The 14,976-nt window shown below is 74.7% G+C and carries 12 protein-coding genes and 1 pseudogene; 11 read left to right on the top strand and 2 right to left on the bottom strand.

The features are described 5' to 3' along the window. Positions 1 to 13: 13 nt before the first annotated feature. Both ACFFJG_RS08795 and ACFFJG_RS08790 read right to left on the bottom strand, forming a co-directional pair. Positions 14 to 901: an NAD-dependent epimerase/dehydratase family protein gene (locus ACFFJG_RS08795; protein WP_378518226.1), complete on the bottom strand. Its 888-nt coding sequence runs from the start codon at positions 899 to 901 to the stop codon at positions 14 to 16. Further along, positions 898 to 2,865, bottom strand: a complete 1,968-nt coding sequence (locus ACFFJG_RS08790; protein ID WP_378518225.1) for a glycosyltransferase family 4 protein — start codon at positions 2,863 to 2,865, stop codon at positions 898 to 900. Before ACFFJG_RS08790 ends, ACFFJG_RS08795 begins: the two co-directional genes overlap by 4 nt. A 137-nt stretch (positions 2,866 to 3,002) precedes the next feature. On the opposite strand from ACFFJG_RS08790, the gene ACFFJG_RS08785 reads away from it, so the two are divergent. From ACFFJG_RS08785 to ACFFJG_RS08735, 11 genes and pseudogenes are all read left to right on the top strand, one after another. Beyond that, positions 3,003 to 3,716, top strand: coding sequence for a class I SAM-dependent methyltransferase (locus ACFFJG_RS08785; protein ID WP_378518224.1), 714 nt, complete (start codon positions 3,003 to 3,005; stop codon positions 3,714 to 3,716). Between the two features lie 31 nt (positions 3,717 to 3,747). Beyond that, entirely contained in the window at positions 3,748 to 4,539 is a 792-nt protein-coding gene (locus tag ACFFJG_RS08780; RefSeq protein ID WP_378518223.1) for an enoyl-CoA hydratase-related protein, read from the top strand. A 68-nt stretch (positions 4,540 to 4,607) separates the two neighbouring features. Beyond that, positions 4,608 to 5,303 (top strand): SDR family NAD(P)-dependent oxidoreductase, encoded by a 696-nt coding sequence (locus ACFFJG_RS08775; RefSeq protein WP_378518222.1) that lies wholly within the window; start codon positions 4,608 to 4,610, stop codon positions 5,301 to 5,303. Continuing rightward, the gene (locus ACFFJG_RS08770; RefSeq protein WP_378518221.1) at positions 5,300 to 5,725 is read left to right on the top strand and encodes a hypothetical protein; all 426 of its coding nucleotides are present in this window, start codon (positions 5,300 to 5,302) and stop codon (positions 5,723 to 5,725) included. The genes ACFFJG_RS08775 and ACFFJG_RS08770 overlap by 4 nt, the downstream gene beginning before the upstream one ends. A 124-nt stretch (positions 5,726 to 5,849) precedes the next feature. Next, positions 5,850 to 8,048, top strand: coding sequence for a HelD family protein (locus ACFFJG_RS08765; protein WP_378518220.1), 2,199 nt, complete (start codon positions 5,850 to 5,852; stop codon positions 8,046 to 8,048). Further along, positions 8,045 to 8,965 carry a hypothetical protein gene (locus tag ACFFJG_RS08760; protein ID WP_378518219.1) on the top strand — a complete coding sequence of 307 codons (921 nt, stop codon included), beginning with the start codon at positions 8,045 to 8,047 and terminating at the stop codon, positions 8,963 to 8,965. The genes ACFFJG_RS08765 and ACFFJG_RS08760 overlap by 4 nt, the downstream gene beginning before the upstream one ends. Positions 8,966 to 8,975: 10 nt before the next feature. After that, a complete protein-coding gene (locus ACFFJG_RS08755) occupies positions 8,976 to 10,055 on the top strand; it encodes an NAD-dependent epimerase/dehydratase family protein (RefSeq protein ID WP_378518218.1) in 1,080 nt (359 codons plus the stop codon). Between the two features lie 57 nt (positions 10,056 to 10,112). After that, positions 10,113 to 12,008, top strand: a complete 1,896-nt coding sequence (locus ACFFJG_RS08750) for an anthranilate synthase family protein (protein ID WP_378518217.1) — start codon at positions 10,113 to 10,115, stop codon at positions 12,006 to 12,008. Between the two features lie 514 nt (positions 12,009 to 12,522). Then, positions 12,523 to 13,995: a sulfatase-like hydrolase/transferase gene (locus ACFFJG_RS08745; RefSeq protein ID WP_378518216.1), complete on the top strand. Its 1,473-nt coding sequence runs from the start codon at positions 12,523 to 12,525 to the stop codon at positions 13,993 to 13,995. Positions 13,996 to 14,010: 15 nt separating this feature from the next. After that, positions 14,011 to 14,574 carry an anthranilate synthase component II gene (locus ACFFJG_RS08740; RefSeq protein WP_378518215.1) on the top strand — a complete coding sequence of 188 codons (564 nt, stop codon included), beginning with the start codon at positions 14,011 to 14,013 and terminating at the stop codon, positions 14,572 to 14,574. Next, positions 14,567 to 14,976, top strand: a pseudogene (locus ACFFJG_RS08735) (anthranilate synthase component I family protein); the annotation flags it as partial. The gene ACFFJG_RS08740 and the pseudogene ACFFJG_RS08735, both read left to right, overlap by 8 nt.

The raw sequence follows: 14,976 nt of genomic DNA, 5'->3' as shown, positions 1-14,976 counted from the left end.
CGTGCGGCCGCGCTCACTCCGCCGCCAGCCAGTCGGCCACCGAGCGGGGCCGGAAGTCGAGCAGCCGCTGCAGCCGGGTGATGTCGAGCTCGGCGACCGGGCTGTCGGACTCGCGGGCGGGTCGACGCTCGAGCACCGGCTCGACGCCGAGCGCGCGGGCCAGGCCGTCGATGATCTCGGCCACCGAGACGGTGGACCCGCTGCCCACGTTGAGCACCCTCACCCCGTCCGGGCGGGTCGCCAGGTCGAGCACCACCTCGGCGAGGTCGTCGACGTGGAGGTAGTCGCGCCGGGCGCTCCCGTCGCCGAACATCAGCACCGGCTCCCCGGCGCGCAGCCGGGCCCGGGCGATCCCGATCAGGCCCTGGCTGCCGGTGGTCGGCTCGCCGGGGCCGAAGACGTTGGCGCACCGCAGGATGTCGGCGGCGAAGTCGTCGTGCTGGGCGTGCATCGCGACGTACTGCTCGGCCGCGGCCTTCATCACGCCGTAGGAGCTGATCGGCCACAGCGGGGTGTCCTCGGGGGTGGGCACCGGTGCGGCGGGGCCGTAGACGGTGCCGCCGGAGGACAGGAAGGTGAAGCCCCGGGCGCCTGCCGCCGCCGTCGCCTCGAGGGCCGACAGCACGGGGGCGAGGTTCTTGATCGCGTGGGTGAGGGGGTCCTGGTCGGACTCGGCGGGCTTGGTGTCGCCGGCCGCGAAGACCACCCAGGTCGCACCCTCGAGCGCGTGCGCCACGGCACGGGGGTTGGTCGCGTCGCCCTCCACGATCCGGACCCCGGGCAGGTCGAGGTCCTGGCGGGACAGGGCCGTCACGCTCCAGCCGCGGGCGTGCGCGGTGCGGGCGATCCGCTTGCCGATGAAGCCGAGACCGATGACGGCGAGGTGGCCGGGGTCGCTCACGCCGGGGCCCCCGCGTCGCCGACCCGCGCGTGCAGCCACCGCAGCACGTGGTCGACGTAGCCCGAGGACGCGTGGTCGGCGACCACCCGGGACCGGGCGGCCGCTCCCATCCGCGCCAGCGTCGCCTCGTCGGCAGCGGTGGCCGCGGTCAGGACCTCGGCGAGGCCGCGCAGGTCGCCCGGTGGGCAGAGCCAGCCGTTGACCCGGTCCTCGACGAGCTCGGCGACGCCGAACGCCGCCGTGGCGGCGACGGGCCGGCCGGCGAGCATCGCCTCGAGCATGGTGCGCGGCATCGACTCCACGTCGGAGGCGGAGACGAGCACGTCGGCGGCGGCGTACCACCGCACGATGTCCGGATCGGCGGTGACGACGTGCACCTGGTGGAGCCCCGCGTCGCGCACGTAGTCGCGCAGCGCGACGGAGTAGGGGCTGTCGGACGCGCCGACGAGGTGGAGCGAGGAGCGCGCCTGCAGGCTGGGCGGGAGCCGGGAGAACGCCCGGGCGAGCATGAGCTGGCCCTTGCGCGGCTCGACCGTCCCGACGCAGACCAGCACGCGCTGGTCGTCGGGGATCCCCAGCTCGGCGCGGGCCTGCGCACGGCCGGTGGCCGCCAGGTCGCGGTCGAACGCCTCGACGTCGAGGCCGTAGGGGACGAGCGCGGCCGCGTGCGGGGCCACCTCGCCGGCGTAGAGGTCGCGCGTGGACTCCGCCTCGAAGAGCACCTCGTCGCACCCGGCCAGCGCCTGACGGGTCGCGGCGAGGATCGAGGGGTCGGCCGGGCGGCCCAGGAACTCGTGCCAGAAGACCGGCACCGGGAAGCTCTCGTGGATCGCCCACGTCGCCGGGATGCCGAGGCTGGCCGCGGCCAGGACGGCGGGGAAGGTCACGAGCGTGTTGGCCAGCACGGCCGATGCACCGTGCTCGATCGCGAAGTCGGTCACCAGCCGGACCTGCGTGTCGAGCAGCTCGGCACCGGTGGGCACCTGCCCGACGACGAGCACGGGCGCGTCGTAGGTCGACTCGATGTGCTCGAGCAGCGGCCCGTCACTCCCGGCCACCACGCAGAACCGGACGCCCTGGTCGTGGAGCCCGTGCATGAGGGCGTCGAGGTAGTTCTGGGCCCCGCCGATGCCGAGGTCGTGGGCGGCCACCAGGACACGACCCGACGGGTCGGGGGCGTAGGCGGCGCGCTGCACCTCCAGGCGCTGCGCGAGCCGCGCCTCGAGGGTGCGGGTCCGGTCGGCGGACGGTGCCGGTGCGGGCGGCGCGACCGGGACCGGGGTCGTGGGCAGGTCGGCACGGGTGCCGTCGATGGCCACGGCCGTCACGCGTACGTCGACCTCGGTCGCACCCGCGGGGACCTCGAGCGTCGCCGCGAAGCCGCGCAGTGCGCTCTCGGCCGGAGCGCCTCGCTCCGGGGCGCTGGGCAGGCTGTTGCGCGCGACGACGGGCTCGCCCCCGCCGACGGTGACCTCGACGCGGGCCAGGGCGGGCGAGACGTCGGCGGTGCCGCTCACCCGGAACGTGCCGGGTCCGACCGTGTCGGGGAGGACCACCTCGCCGCGCACCCGTCCTCCGGCACGCACCTCGACGACCTTCTCGCCGAACGGCAGCAGCACCGTGCGGGCCGCCTGGCCGTCGGAGGCCGGGGCCGCGACGAGCGCGTGGGCGCTGAGGGTGACGGTGCCCCCGACGGGCGGCAGCGCGACCGTCGTGGCCCACCCGGAGCGCAGCGTGGCGGTCTCGTGCAGCGCCGCGACGTCCGGGCGGTCGACCTCCGGGGCCACCGTGCCGACGAGCCGGCCGTCGGCGCGCAGCACCACGAGGACGACCTCCCCGTGCTCGTGGAACACCCAGCCCGCCACGTCGACGCGTCCGGGGTCGTCGATGGTGCCGGCGGGCAGGTCCAGCGAACCGCGCAGGCCACGGCGGAGGTTGCCACCGGAGGGGCGGGCGTCGGTCACGGGGAGCATCCTCCATCGGTCGGCGGCACGACTCGCATTGTGCAGCATGGTGCGGCTGCGACCCGCGTCCTAGGGTGTGCCCGGGCCCCTGCTGCGAGCCCGCGCCGCACCGGCGCCGAGTGCCTGGAGGAGACGTCGTGGCCGTGGACATGAGCGGGGCGAGCGAGGCGCTGCGGGCCTTCGTCGCCGAGGCGCCGGCAGCGCGCGAGCCCCACGTCGCGTTCCTGCGGCAGGCCGCGGCCGCGCTCGCTCCCGGGGCGCGCGTCCTCGACGTCGGGGCGGGCGAGGCGCCCTACCGCGAGCTGTTCGCCGGCACCGACTACCGCACCAGCGACTGGTCGGGCACGACCCACACCCCCGACGTGGCCGTCGACGTGGTCGCGCCGGCCGACGACCTGCCGCTCGAGGACGACTCCCTCGACGCGGTCGTGTGCACCCAGGTCCTCGAGCACACGCCCGAGCCGTGGCGGGTGCTCGAGGAGTTCGCCCGCGTGATCCGCCCCGGCGGCACCGTGATCCTAAGCGCGCCCCTCACCTGGTACCTCCACGAGCTCCCCCACGACTACTACCGGTTCACCGCCTACGGCCTGGCCCACCTCCTGCACCGCGCCGGCTTCGTCGACGTCGACGTGCAGCCGATGAACGACAGCGTGTCGACGGTCGCCGAGCTCCTGCGCCACCTGAGGTGGATCATCGGCTCCCCCGAGGACGGCCACGAGGGGTCGCGCGGCACCGCGGGGGTCCTCCTCGCCGAGCTGGCCGGCGTGGTCGACCAGGCCGCGTGGCTCGACTCGCAGTGGCTGATGCCGATCAGCTTCTCCGCGGTGGCGCGGGTGCCCGGCGGCGAGTGATCCGCCCGCGGCGGTGCGGCAGGATGGCGGCATGACCGACGCCCCCGCACAGCTGGTCCACTACGCCGTCTCCGACGCCGTCGCGACCCTCACCCTCGACAGCCCGGCCAACCGCAACGCGCTGAGCAGGCAGCTGGTGACCGAGCTGCACGCCCACCTCGAGCGCGCGGGGGCCGACGAGGACGTGCGGGCGGTGCTGATCGAGAGCTCCGGCAAGGTGTTCTGCTCCGGCGCCGACCTGTCGGAGGCGACCACCGAGGGGATGGAGGTGGGCGCGCGGCGCATCGTCGACCTCCAGCGCCTCATCGTCACCCTCGAGAAGCCGGTCGTCACCAAGAACCTCGGGGCGGTGCGCGCCGGCGGCATCGGCATCGTCGCGGCCGCCGACATCGCGGTCAGCGCCGACGACGCGACGTTCGCCCTCACCGAGGTCAAGCTCGGGCTCGCCGCGGCGATCATCAGCCTCACGGTCCACCACCGGATGAACCCGCGCGCCGCCTCGCTGACCACGCTCGGCGGCGAGGTGTTCACCGGTGCCGAGGCGGCGGCGTACGGGCTGGTGACCAAGGCGGTGCCGGCCGACCGGCTCGACGACGAGGTCGCCGCGATCTGCGCCAGCCTCGCGACGGGGGCCCCCCAGGGCCTGCGCGAGTCGAAGCGGATCCTCAACGGCGACCTGGTCGCGCGCATCGACGTCCTCGGCGAGGAGATGGCGACCACCAGCGCCCGGCTCTTCGCCAGCGACGAGGCACGCGAGGCGATGACGGCGTTCCTCTCCCGCCCGAGGTCGCGCCCGTCACAGCCGACGGCGACCGAGAAGTAGTCCTCGGCTGCATCCGCGGGCCGGGCCGGGGCCGAGAAGGGGACGAGACCCTGTGAGAGGAGCCCGTCGTGGCGCCAGCCCTGACCCCCCGTGACCTGTCCGGCGCGCGCGTCGCCGTCGTCGGAGCGACGGGGGCCCTCGGTGCCCTCGTCGTCGCCGAGCTGGAGCGGCGCGGTGCTCGCCTGGTCGTGGTGGGCCGCGACGGCGACCGGCTCGCCGCCCTCGGCACGGGCGTGCCCGTGGTCGCGGACCTGGGCGACGCCACCGCGGTCGACGCCGTCGCGGCCGCCGCGCGCGAGCACCTCGGCGGCCTCGACGGGCTGGTGAACGCCGCCGGCGTCGTCGCCTTCGGACCGCTCGTCGACACCCCCGACGAGGTCGTCGAGGAGCTCTTCCTCACCAACGTCGTCGGCCCGCTGTTCCTGCTGCGCCGCCTGCTGCCGCTGCTCGAGGAGTCGCAGGGCTTCGTCCTCCACCTGTCGGCGGTCGTCGCCGAGCGCCCCATGCCCGGCATGGCGGCGTACTCGGCGAGCAAGGCCGCGCTCAGCGCCGTCGCGACCGCGCTCCGCACCGAGCTGCGCCGCTCGCGGGTGACGGTGGTGGACGTGCGGCCGCCGCACACCGAGACAGGCCTGGCGGACCGGCCGCTGTCGGGCACCGCGCCACGCCTGCCGGAAGGTCTGGCGCCCGCCGACGTCGCGCGCCGGGTCGTCGACGCGCTGGCAGCGGGCGAGACCGACGTCGCCGCCGGGGACTTCGGGTGAGCCTGGCCGACCCGGTCCCGTGGCTGCTGCTGGTCGCCGCGGCGCACCTCGGCTTCCAGCTCACCGTCGACGTCGTGGTCTACCCCGCGCTCCGCGACGTCGGCGACGCGGCGTGGTCGCGCGCCCACGAGCGGCACTCGGCGCGGATCACCCCGGTCGTGGCCGCGATCTACCCGCCCCTGGTGGGGGTCCTGGCGTGGGCCGCCGCGACCCACGCGGCCGAGCCCGGGACCTGGGTCGCGGTGGCCGGTGGCGCGCTGGCGGTCCTCACCACCGCCGCCGTCGCCGCCCCCAGCCACGGGCGGCTCGCCACCGCACCGGCCGAGGCCCGACCTGCGCTGCTGCGCCGGCTCGACCGCGCCGACCGGGTGCGCACCCTGGGTGCGCTGGTCTGCGTGGTGGGGGCGCTGGTGCTCGCGTGAGGGGCCCGTCCGGAGGTGGTGTCCGGGTGCGGCGACGAGTCGGTGCTCGTGGGTGCGGCCCGGTACGCTTCTCGGTCTGCCCGCGGGAGCCGGGCAGGTGGTTCTCGGGGGATGAGGAGCAGGTGTGAGCGAGGAGCTCGAGGCGCGCGAGATCGCGACGGAGCAGGCGTACGTCGACGAGGTCTACGTGCAGCTGGAGGCGTCGACGGCGAGCGCGAAGGCGCTGGCCGCCGAGGGGCACGAGCGCGGCCGGCTCGAGCACGAGGGCGGCCTCGTCGAGCGCGACGCGATGGTCTTCCAGGCCGCCAAGCGCATCGCGCAGCTCGACGCCGCCCACGAGGGCCTGGTCTTCGGCCGGCTCGACCTCGACCCCTCGATCGACCGCGAGCCGCGCTACATCGGCCGCATCGGCGTGCGCAACGCCGACCGCGACGTGCTGCTCATCGACTGGCGCGCTCCCGCGGCCGGCGTGTTCTACCAGGCCACGGCCGCCACGCCGCAGGGCGTGGTGCGCCGTCGCGTCCTGCGCTCGCAGCACCGCACCGTGGTCGGCGTCGAGGACGAGCTGCTCGACGACCAGGCCGAGACGGACCTCCCGATCGTCGGCGAGGGCGCGCTGATGGCGCAGCTCTCCCGCGCCCGCGACCGCTCGATGCACTCCATCGTCGCCACCATCCAGGCCGAGCAGGACAAGGCGATCCGCGCACCCGGCAAGGGCGTCGTGTCGATCTCCGGCGGCCCCGGCACCGGCAAGACCGTCGTGGCGCTGCACCGCGCGGCGTTCCTGCTCTACTCCGACCGTCGTCGCTACGAGGGCGGCGGCGTGCTCGTCGTCGGTCCGAGCGGGGTGTTCATGCGCTACATCGAGCGCGTGCTGCCCAGCCTGGGCGAGACCGCCGTCGCGCTGCGCTCGCTCGGCGAGGTCGTCGGCGGGGTCCGCGCGACCCGCCACGACGAGCCGGCCGTGGCCGACGTCAAGGGCGCCACCCGGATGGCCGAGCTGCTGCGCCGCACCGCGCGCCAGCATGCCCCCGGCGCCCCCACGAGCTTCCGCATCTACTGGCGCGACGAGACGATCGTGCTCGACCCCGGCCTGCTCGGCCGGCTGCGCCGCCAGCTGATGTCGCAGGGTCGCCGCAACCGCCAGCTGCCGCGCGTGGCCAAGACCCTGCTCGACGCGATGTGGCGCCAGGTCTCCGGCGAGCGCGGCAGGGAGCGCGGCCGCGAGGCCTTCGACGACGACATGCTCGGCCACGCCGGCTTCGTCGAGTTCGCCTCGGCCTGGTGGCCGCCGCTCGACGCCCAGACCGTCTTCGGCTGGCTGCGCGACCCCGACTTCCTCGCCCGCGTCGGCGAGGGCGTGGTGAGCCGCGAGGAGCAGCTGCTGCTCTCGAAGTCGTGGGCCGGCCAGCCCGGTCGGCCGGGGGTGCCCGACCTGTCGATCGAGGACGTCCCGCTGCTCGACGAGCTGCGCTACGCCCTCGGCGACGTCCCTCAGCGCACCGACGACGAGCGCGACCTCGACGAGACCGGCCTGCTCGAGGGCGGCGTCGACCTCCAGGAGCTCACCACCATCTCCGAGCGCGAGTACGCCCCCGGCGGGCGGCAGTGGGCGCCGCCCAGCCACCGCATCGAGGACGACGGCTACGCCCACGTCCTCATCGACGAGGCGCAGGACCTCACGCCGATGCAGTGGCGGATGGTCGGCCGCCGCGGCCGCACCGCGAGCTGGACGATCGTGGGCGACCCCGCGCAGTCGTCGTGGCCCGACGCCCCGGAGGCGGCAGCCGCGCGCGCCGAGGCGCTGGAGGGCAAGGAGCTCCACGAGTTCCACCTGTCGACCAACTACCGCAACTCCGCGGAGATCTACGCCTTCGCGGCCGCCTACGCCCGTCGCGTGGGCCTCGACGCCGACCTGCCCGAGGCCGTGCGCCGCACCGGCGAGGAGCCGCTCGTCGTCGCACCCGTCGACGACCTCGAGGCGGCCGTGCGCGAGGCCGTGAGGACGATCTCCGGGCGCGTCGAGGGCACCGTCGGCATCGTCGTCCCGGTGGCGCGCCGCTCCGAGGTCAACGCGTGGCTGGCCTCCTGGCCCGAGCACGCCGGCGACGCCGCGGGCGCGCGGGCGGCGGTCGACTCGAGCGTGACGCCCAGCGGCGAGGACCGCATCGTCGTCCTCACCGGCCTCGACACCAAGGGCCTCGAGTTCGACGGCATCGTCGTGGTCGCCCCGCAGGAGATCGAGGACGAGTCCGCGACCGGACGTGCGACCCTCTACGTCGTGCTCACCCGTGCCACCCAGCTCCTGACCGTCGTCGGGTGAGGCCGGTCGTCGTCCGGGGCCGCCGCACCCGCGTGCTGGCGGGCCTCGCGCTCCTCGCCGTCCTGCTGCCCGTGCCGCTCGCGAGCGCGCCCGCGGGCGCCACCCTGCCCGCCGGCGACACCTCCGAGTCCGACCCCGCCCCGACGTGGGGGTGGGAGCCGCTCTTCTTCGACGGCTTCGACGGGCCCGCCGGCGAGGCGCCCGCACAGTGGCACCAGATGCCGGGCTGGGACCTCGCCGTCCAGAACGGGCAGGGCCAGCTTGACGTGGGCCACCTCGCCCAGATCCGCTCGACGTCGGGCTGGGCGCTGCCGGCCGGCACCCAGGTGCGGGTCACGGCCAGCCTGCTGATGCCCGACACCGGCACCAACTACACCGCCCTGTGGGTGCAGCACCCCGACCCCGCCGACCCCCGCGAGATCGACGTCGTCGAGAGCTACGGACCGCTGAAGCCCACGGGGGTCCAGCTCGGCTCGCACCTCTGCTACGACGAGACCCTCGACGACGGCGTGGACGAGTGCGCCGCCGCGGGTCGCGCGCCCGAGCTGTTCCCGGTGACCCAGTCGTTCGTGCCGGGGGCACTGCCCTGGGAGGCGTTCTGGCAGTACTCCGCCGCGTTCACCGTCGGCGGCGAGCAGGTGGTCTACGACGCGCAGGACGGGTCGGGCAACGCGGCCTACACGGTCGCCTCCACCCCGGACGCCCGCCGCGTGCCGGGCAACGCGCTGCCCTTCCACCTGAGGCTGTCCAACAAGGACGTGGACCCCGAGTACGCCGTGCCGGGCGGCGTCCGGTCGAGCATGCTCGTCGACTGGGTGAGCGTCGAGGTGAAGTACCCCGACCCGGCCGACCCCGAGGTGCCGCCCATCCTCGACCCGGCGACGCCGGTGCCGCCGTCCGAGGTGCCCGTCTCCTAGGCTCGCGACCATGGCCCCTCCCGCGCAGGCACCCGGTCGCGTCCTCGTCACCGGCGGCGCCGGCTTCATTGGCACGACGCTGGCCAGGTCTCTGGCCGGATCCGCCGAGCGCTGGGTGGTCCTCGACAACCTCCACCCGCAGGTGCACCCCGGCTCCCGGCCCCCCGCCGACCTGCCGGAGCACGTCGACCTGCGGGTCGGCGACGTGACGAGCGCCGACGACCTCGACGCCGTGGTCGCCGACCTCCGTCCCGACACGGTGGTCCACCTCGCCGCGGAGACGGGCACCGCGCAGTCACTGTCGGAGAGCACCCGCCACGGCATGGTCAACGTGGTGGGCACCACGCAGCTGCTCGACGCGCTCACCCGCGCCGGCCACGTCCCCGCCCACGTCGTGCTGACCAGCTCGCGCGCGGTCTACGGCGAGGGTGTGTGGGCCCGCCCCGACGGCACCACCTTCCAGCCCGGGCTGCGGACGCACGCCCAGCTCGAGGCGGGCCGGTGGGACCACGGCGAGGGTGCGGTGCACGTGCCGAACTCGGTCGCCGGCACCCACCCGAGCCCGATCAACGTCTACGGCGCGACCAAGCTCGCCCAGGAGCAGGTCCTGTCGGCCTGGACCGGCTCGCACGACACCCGCCTGTCGGTGCTGCGCCTGCAGAACGTCTACGGGCCGCGCCAGTCGCTGTCCAACCCTTACACGGGGATCGTCTCGCTCTTCTCCCGCCTGGCCCGCGAGGGCCGGTCGATCCCGCTCTACGAGGACGGCGAGATCACCCGCGACTTCGTCTACGTCGACGACGTGGTGAGCGCCCTCGCCGCCGCGATCGCACAGCCGCCCGCCGGCCACCTGCGCACGGTCGACGTGGGCAGCGGCGTGCGCACGACCATCGGCGACCTGGCCCGTGAGGTCGCGCGCTACCACTCCGCTCCCGAGCCGCACGTCACCGGCCAGTACCGCGACGGCGACGTCCGCCACGCCTCCTGCACGGTGGAGGCGACGCGCGGCGAGTTCGACTGGCAGCCCGCCTGGAGCCTGCGCGACGGCGTCGCCGCGCTCCAGGAGTGGATCGCGACGCAGCTCGACTGAGCAGCAGGTCTGGGACACCCCCCAAGGGGCCCGCCGGGCGGTCGTAGGGTCATCCCCATGACCGAGACCGCACCTGTCGCCGACCTCCTGGAGCAGATCCAGGGGCACGGCGCGTGGGCGGTCATCCGGCGCAAGGCGTCGCCGACCGCCGGCCTGGTCGGCGGCACGCCGAGCGAGGTCGCCAGCCTGCTCGACATCCCGCTCGAGACCGGGGCGCCGGAGCCGGGCCGCAGCGCCGACCGGCTGGTGGCCGTGCCGTTCCGGCAGGTCTCCGAGCGGGGGTTCGCCGCGATCGACGACGGCACGCCGCTGACGGTCGTCGACATCGAGGCCGAGCACGAGGTCCTGGTCGACGACCTGCTGGCCGCGCTCCCCGACGTACCGGTCGAGTTCGCCGAGCGCGGCGGCTTCGCGACGAGCGACGAGGACTACGCCGAGGTCGTGGAGGCCATCATCCGCGACGAGATCGGCCAGGGCGAGGGCGCGAACCTCGTCATCGGCCGGCACTACCGCGCGGTCGTCGCCGACTGGGACGCGACGAGGGCGCTGACCGTGCTGCGGCGGCTGCTCGAGCGCGAGCGGGGGGCGTACTGGACCTTCTGCTTCTTCACCGGCGAGCGGTTCCTCATCGGCGCCTCGCCCGAGCGGCACGTGTCGGTGCGCTCCGGCGACGTCCGGATGAACCCGATCTCCGGCACGTTCCGCGTGGGCGGGCTCTCCGAGGACGAGCTGAAGGCCGGCCTGCTCGAGTTCCTCGCCGACGAGAAGGAGGTCTTCGAGCTCTTCATGGTCGTCGACGAGGAGCTCAAGATGATGTGCGACATCTGCCAGGAGGGCGGGCAGGTGCTCGGGCCGTTCCTCAAGCCGATGACGCACCTGATCCACACCGAGTACCTCCTCGCCGGCCGCTCCGACCGCGACCACCGCGAGATCCTGCGCGACACCATGTTCGCCGCGACCGTCACCGGCGCACCGGTGGAGAACGCCTGCCGGCTGATCGCCGACTACGAGCCCGAGGGCCGGGGCTACTACGGCGCCGCGCTCGCGCTGTTCGGCCGCTCGCCCGACGGCACCCCGACCATGGACAGCCCGATCCTGATCCGCACCGCCGACGTCTCGACGTCCGGCGAGCTCAAGGTGACCGCGGGCGCCACCCTCGTGCGCGACTCCGACGCCGCCTACGAGGTCGCGGAGACGCGGGCCAAGGCCGGTGGCATCCTCAGCGCCTTCGGCCTCGCGCCGGCCGCGGCCACCGACGGTGCCGGCATCGCCGAGCTCGCCCGCGACGAGGACGTCGTGCTGGCGCTCGGCTCGCGCAACCAGCGGCTGTCCCGCTTCTGGCTCACCGACCAGGCCGGCGAGCCCGCCGACCCCGCCCTGTCCGGGCGCAGCGCGGTGATCCTCCACGGCGAGGACGACTTCGTGAACATGCTCGTCCACGTCCTCGGCTCGTTCGGCATGACCGCGCGCGTCGTGCGGCACGAGGACTACGCCACCGGCGCGTTCGACGGCGCCGACCTGGTGATCGTCGGGCCGGGCCCGGGCGACCCCCGGGAGGGCGAGCACCCCAAGATCGCGGCGTTCCGCCGGGCCGTCGACGACCTGCTGGGCTCCGGCCAGCCGTTCCTCGCGGTGTGCCTGGGCCACCAGACGCTGTGCCAGCGGCTGGGGCTCGACCTGGCCTACAAGGACGTCGTGTTCCAGGGCACGCAGTCGCCGGTGCGCCTCGACGGGCGCACCGAGCGGGTCGGGTTCTACAACACGTTCGTGGGGCGCGTCCCCGCGGGCCTCGAGCTGCCCGACGGCGTCCGGGTCGACGCCGACGAGGCCACCGGCGACATCCACGCCATCTCCGGTCCCGGCTTCCGCGGCATCCAGTTCCACGCCGAGTCGATCCTCACCGAGAACGGCTACGACCTGCTGCACGCGGCCGTCCGCGACCTCCTCACCTGAGCCCCGTCCTCCCCGCCCCCCTCCCGGCACCTCCCGGTATCTAGGGACGAAATGGTGGGTGGAACGGCCCTCCGGCCCACCAGAACGTCCCTAGGTACCCGCGGTCGCGGCCCCGGCATCTGAGGACGTCCCGGTAGGGGGAACGGCCCCCCGGACTACCAGGACGTCCTCAGATGACCGGCACGACGGCGGCTGCACGCCATTTGTCGACCGAAGTGATAGACATTGGGCCTCGGCGTGGACGCAACCGATCCACGCCCCAGCGCGTCACTGTGTCAGGCACGGGGACCGGACGGGGGACAGGTGCACCACTTCAGGAGGGCGTGGGCGGGCGCGTGCCTGCTCGCGCTGACGGCGTGCGGGGCGCAGGGCACGACAAGCACCGACGACGTACGACGTCCGGGCCGCGAGGCCGCGCCCCGGCCCGTGTCCGAGCTCGCCCCCGCCGCGAGGGCCGGTCGCCCCAACATCGTGGTGGTGATGCTCGACGACTTCTCCGCCGACCTGGCAGACGATGCGGTCGGCGCAGCAGATGCGTCGCGCGGGCGCGAGCTACCCCCACACGTTCGTCACCGACTCGCTGTGCTGCGTGTCCCGCTCGAGCTTCTTCACCGGGCAGTACCCCCACCAGACCGGGGTGCGCACGAACACCTCCAACCAGGGCACCTCGATGCTCGGCGGCTGGCCGGCCTACGACACCCACGGCAACCCGGAGCGCGCCTTCAACGTGCGGCTGCAGCAGGCCGGCTACACGACGTCGTTCGTGGGCAAGTTCCTCAACGAGTACGAGTGGGTGCCCGGCCGCGCGCTGCCGCCCGTCGTGCCCGGCTGGTCGACGTTCGAGGCCGTCTTCGGCTCGGCCTACGACGGCTGGGACTACGCCAGCACCGAGGTCGTCGACCAGCGCCTGCAGGTCGTCGACCACCCGGCGCCGCCGGCGACCGCGAGCGACGCCGAGAAGGACCGCGCCTACGCCGGCGCGGTGATCGGCGACCGCGCACTCGACCTGGTGCGGCAGGGCGAGGCCGGCGACGCGCCGTACTTCCTCGAGGTCTCGGTCTACGCGCCGCACAACCGCACGCAGCCCGAGGGCTACTACCCCGGCGACCCGCTCTTCCCGCCGATGTTCCGCGACCGCGCGGGCGAGCGCAGCTGCGGGCGCGTCGCGTGCAGCAAGCTCACCGTCGACGACCTGCCCGGTTTCCACGACGACCGCCGCGACAACCGGCCCCGGGCGCTCGACGGGTCTCGGGCGCGCGCATGGAACACCGTGCCCACGCTGAGCGCGTCCGTCGCCGAGCGAGACCTGCGCGACCGCGCCCGGATGGCGCAGTCCGCGGACCGGATGGTGCAGCGGATCCTGCGCACCGTCGGCCCCGACACCTACGTCGTGCTCACCTCCGACAACGGCTTCCACCTCGGGCAGGACGGCCTCGGTCGCGGCAAGGGCACGCCGTACGACACCGACGTGCGGGTGCCGTTGCTCGTCACCGGCCCCGGCGTCGTGCCCGGCAAGCGGCGCGAGGTGACCAGCAACATCGACCTCGCCCCGACCTTCGAGGAGCTCGCCGGCCTGGCGCCCGTGCCCTACCGCAGCGGCCTGTCGCTGGTGCCGACGCTGACGCAGCCGAGGCTGGTGCGCCAGTCGTACGCCTTCCTCGAGCACACCCAGCAGACCCTCACCGGCGACGACCCGGACGCCGCGTTCACCGGCGCCGAGCTCGACCGGATCCCGTCGTTCACCGCGATCCGCAGCCGGACGGCGCTGCTCGCCCGCTTCGACCTCGACCCGCGCCGTGGGCACACGTCGTGGGGCTACGAGTTCTACGACTACCGCCGCGACCCCTTCGAGCGTCGCAACACGTTCGCGAGCCCGCGCAGCAAGCCGCAGGTCGACGCGCTGATGGCGCGGCTGACGGCGTTCGACGGGTGTCGTGAGCGCGGTGCCCAGCCGGTCAGCGACGCCTGCCGTGCGCTGAGGCAGTAGCACTACCCTCGGCGCGTGCACCCGGACGTGATCGTGGTCGACCACCACGACTCCTACACGTGGAACCTGGTGCACCTCGTCGCCGCGGTCACCGGCGTCCTTCCGCGCGTCGTCCAGCACGACGAGGTGGGCGCCGACGACGTGCTGCGCCACACCCACGTCGTGCTCTCCCCGGGGCCCGGCCACCCGGCGTCGCCCACCGACTTCGCCGTCGGCCGCGACGTGCTGCTCTCCGGCACCCGCCCCGTGCTCGGGGTGTGCCTGGGCATGCAGGGCCTGGTGACGGCGTACGGCGGCCGGGTCGAGCGGGTGCGGCCCGCGCACGGCGAGGTCGCTACGGTCACCCACGACGGGCGCGGCGTCCTGGCCGGGCTGCCGCAGGGCTTCGCCGCCGTGCGCTACCACTCGCTCGCGGTCGTCGACCTGCCCGAGCCGCTCGTCGCCACCGCCTGGAGCGAGGACGGGGTGGTGATGGGCGTGCGGCACCGCGACCTCCCGCTGGAGGGCGTGCAGTTCCACCCCGAGTCGATCCTGTCGTCGCACGGCGCCGACATCGTGCGGAGCTTCCTCGATGGATGACCCCGTCGAGGTCTTCCGCGCCGTGGCTGCGGAGCACCGGCGCTGCTTCTGGCTCGACGGCGGCGGTGCCCGCGCGTGGTCGGGACGCCGCTCGATCATCGGCTGGCTCGACGACGACGACGTCTCGCTGTCGTGGTCGGCCGCCCGGCGTGAGGTCACCCGGCACTCCGGCGGCACGACCGAGGTCGTCGGCGACGACGTCTTCGCGCTGCTGGAGTCCGTGCTGGCGCCGGGGGAGCAGTGGTTCGGCTACCTCGGCGCCGCCTCCCGCGCCGACCTCCCCGCCACCCCGGATCCGGTCCTGCCCGACGCCGTCTGGATGCGCCCGCGCGGGGTGCGGGTCTTCGAGCACCCGGTGGCGGGGGTGGGCTCGTCCCGGGTTCCCCCGCCTAGCCGGGGGAA

Source organism: Nocardioides zeicaulis, assembly GCF_042432345.1.
Classification (GTDB): domain Bacteria; phylum Actinomycetota; class Actinomycetes; order Propionibacteriales; family Nocardioidaceae; genus Nocardioides; species Nocardioides zeicaulis.
The sequence above is the reverse complement of the archived record's forward strand: the minus strand, read 5'-3'. Positions and strand labels throughout refer to the sequence as shown.

What these genes read in the sequence shown, in the direction of transcription:
- ACFFJG_RS08780 (WP_378518223.1), top strand. Translation starts at nt 3,748, where the DNA reads ATGACCGACGCCCCCGCACAGCTGGTCCACTACGCCGTCTCCGACGCC.
- ACFFJG_RS08745 (WP_378518216.1), top strand. Translation starts at nt 12,523, where the DNA reads ATGCGGTCGGCGCAGCAGATGCGTCGCGCGGGCGCGAGCTACCCCCAC.
- ACFFJG_RS08750 (WP_378518217.1), top strand. Translation starts at nt 10,113, where the DNA reads ATGACCGAGACCGCACCTGTCGCCGACCTCCTGGAGCAGATCCAGGGG.
- ACFFJG_RS08755 (WP_378518218.1), top strand. Translation starts at nt 8,976, where the DNA reads ATGGCCCCTCCCGCGCAGGCACCCGGTCGCGTCCTCGTCACCGGCGGC.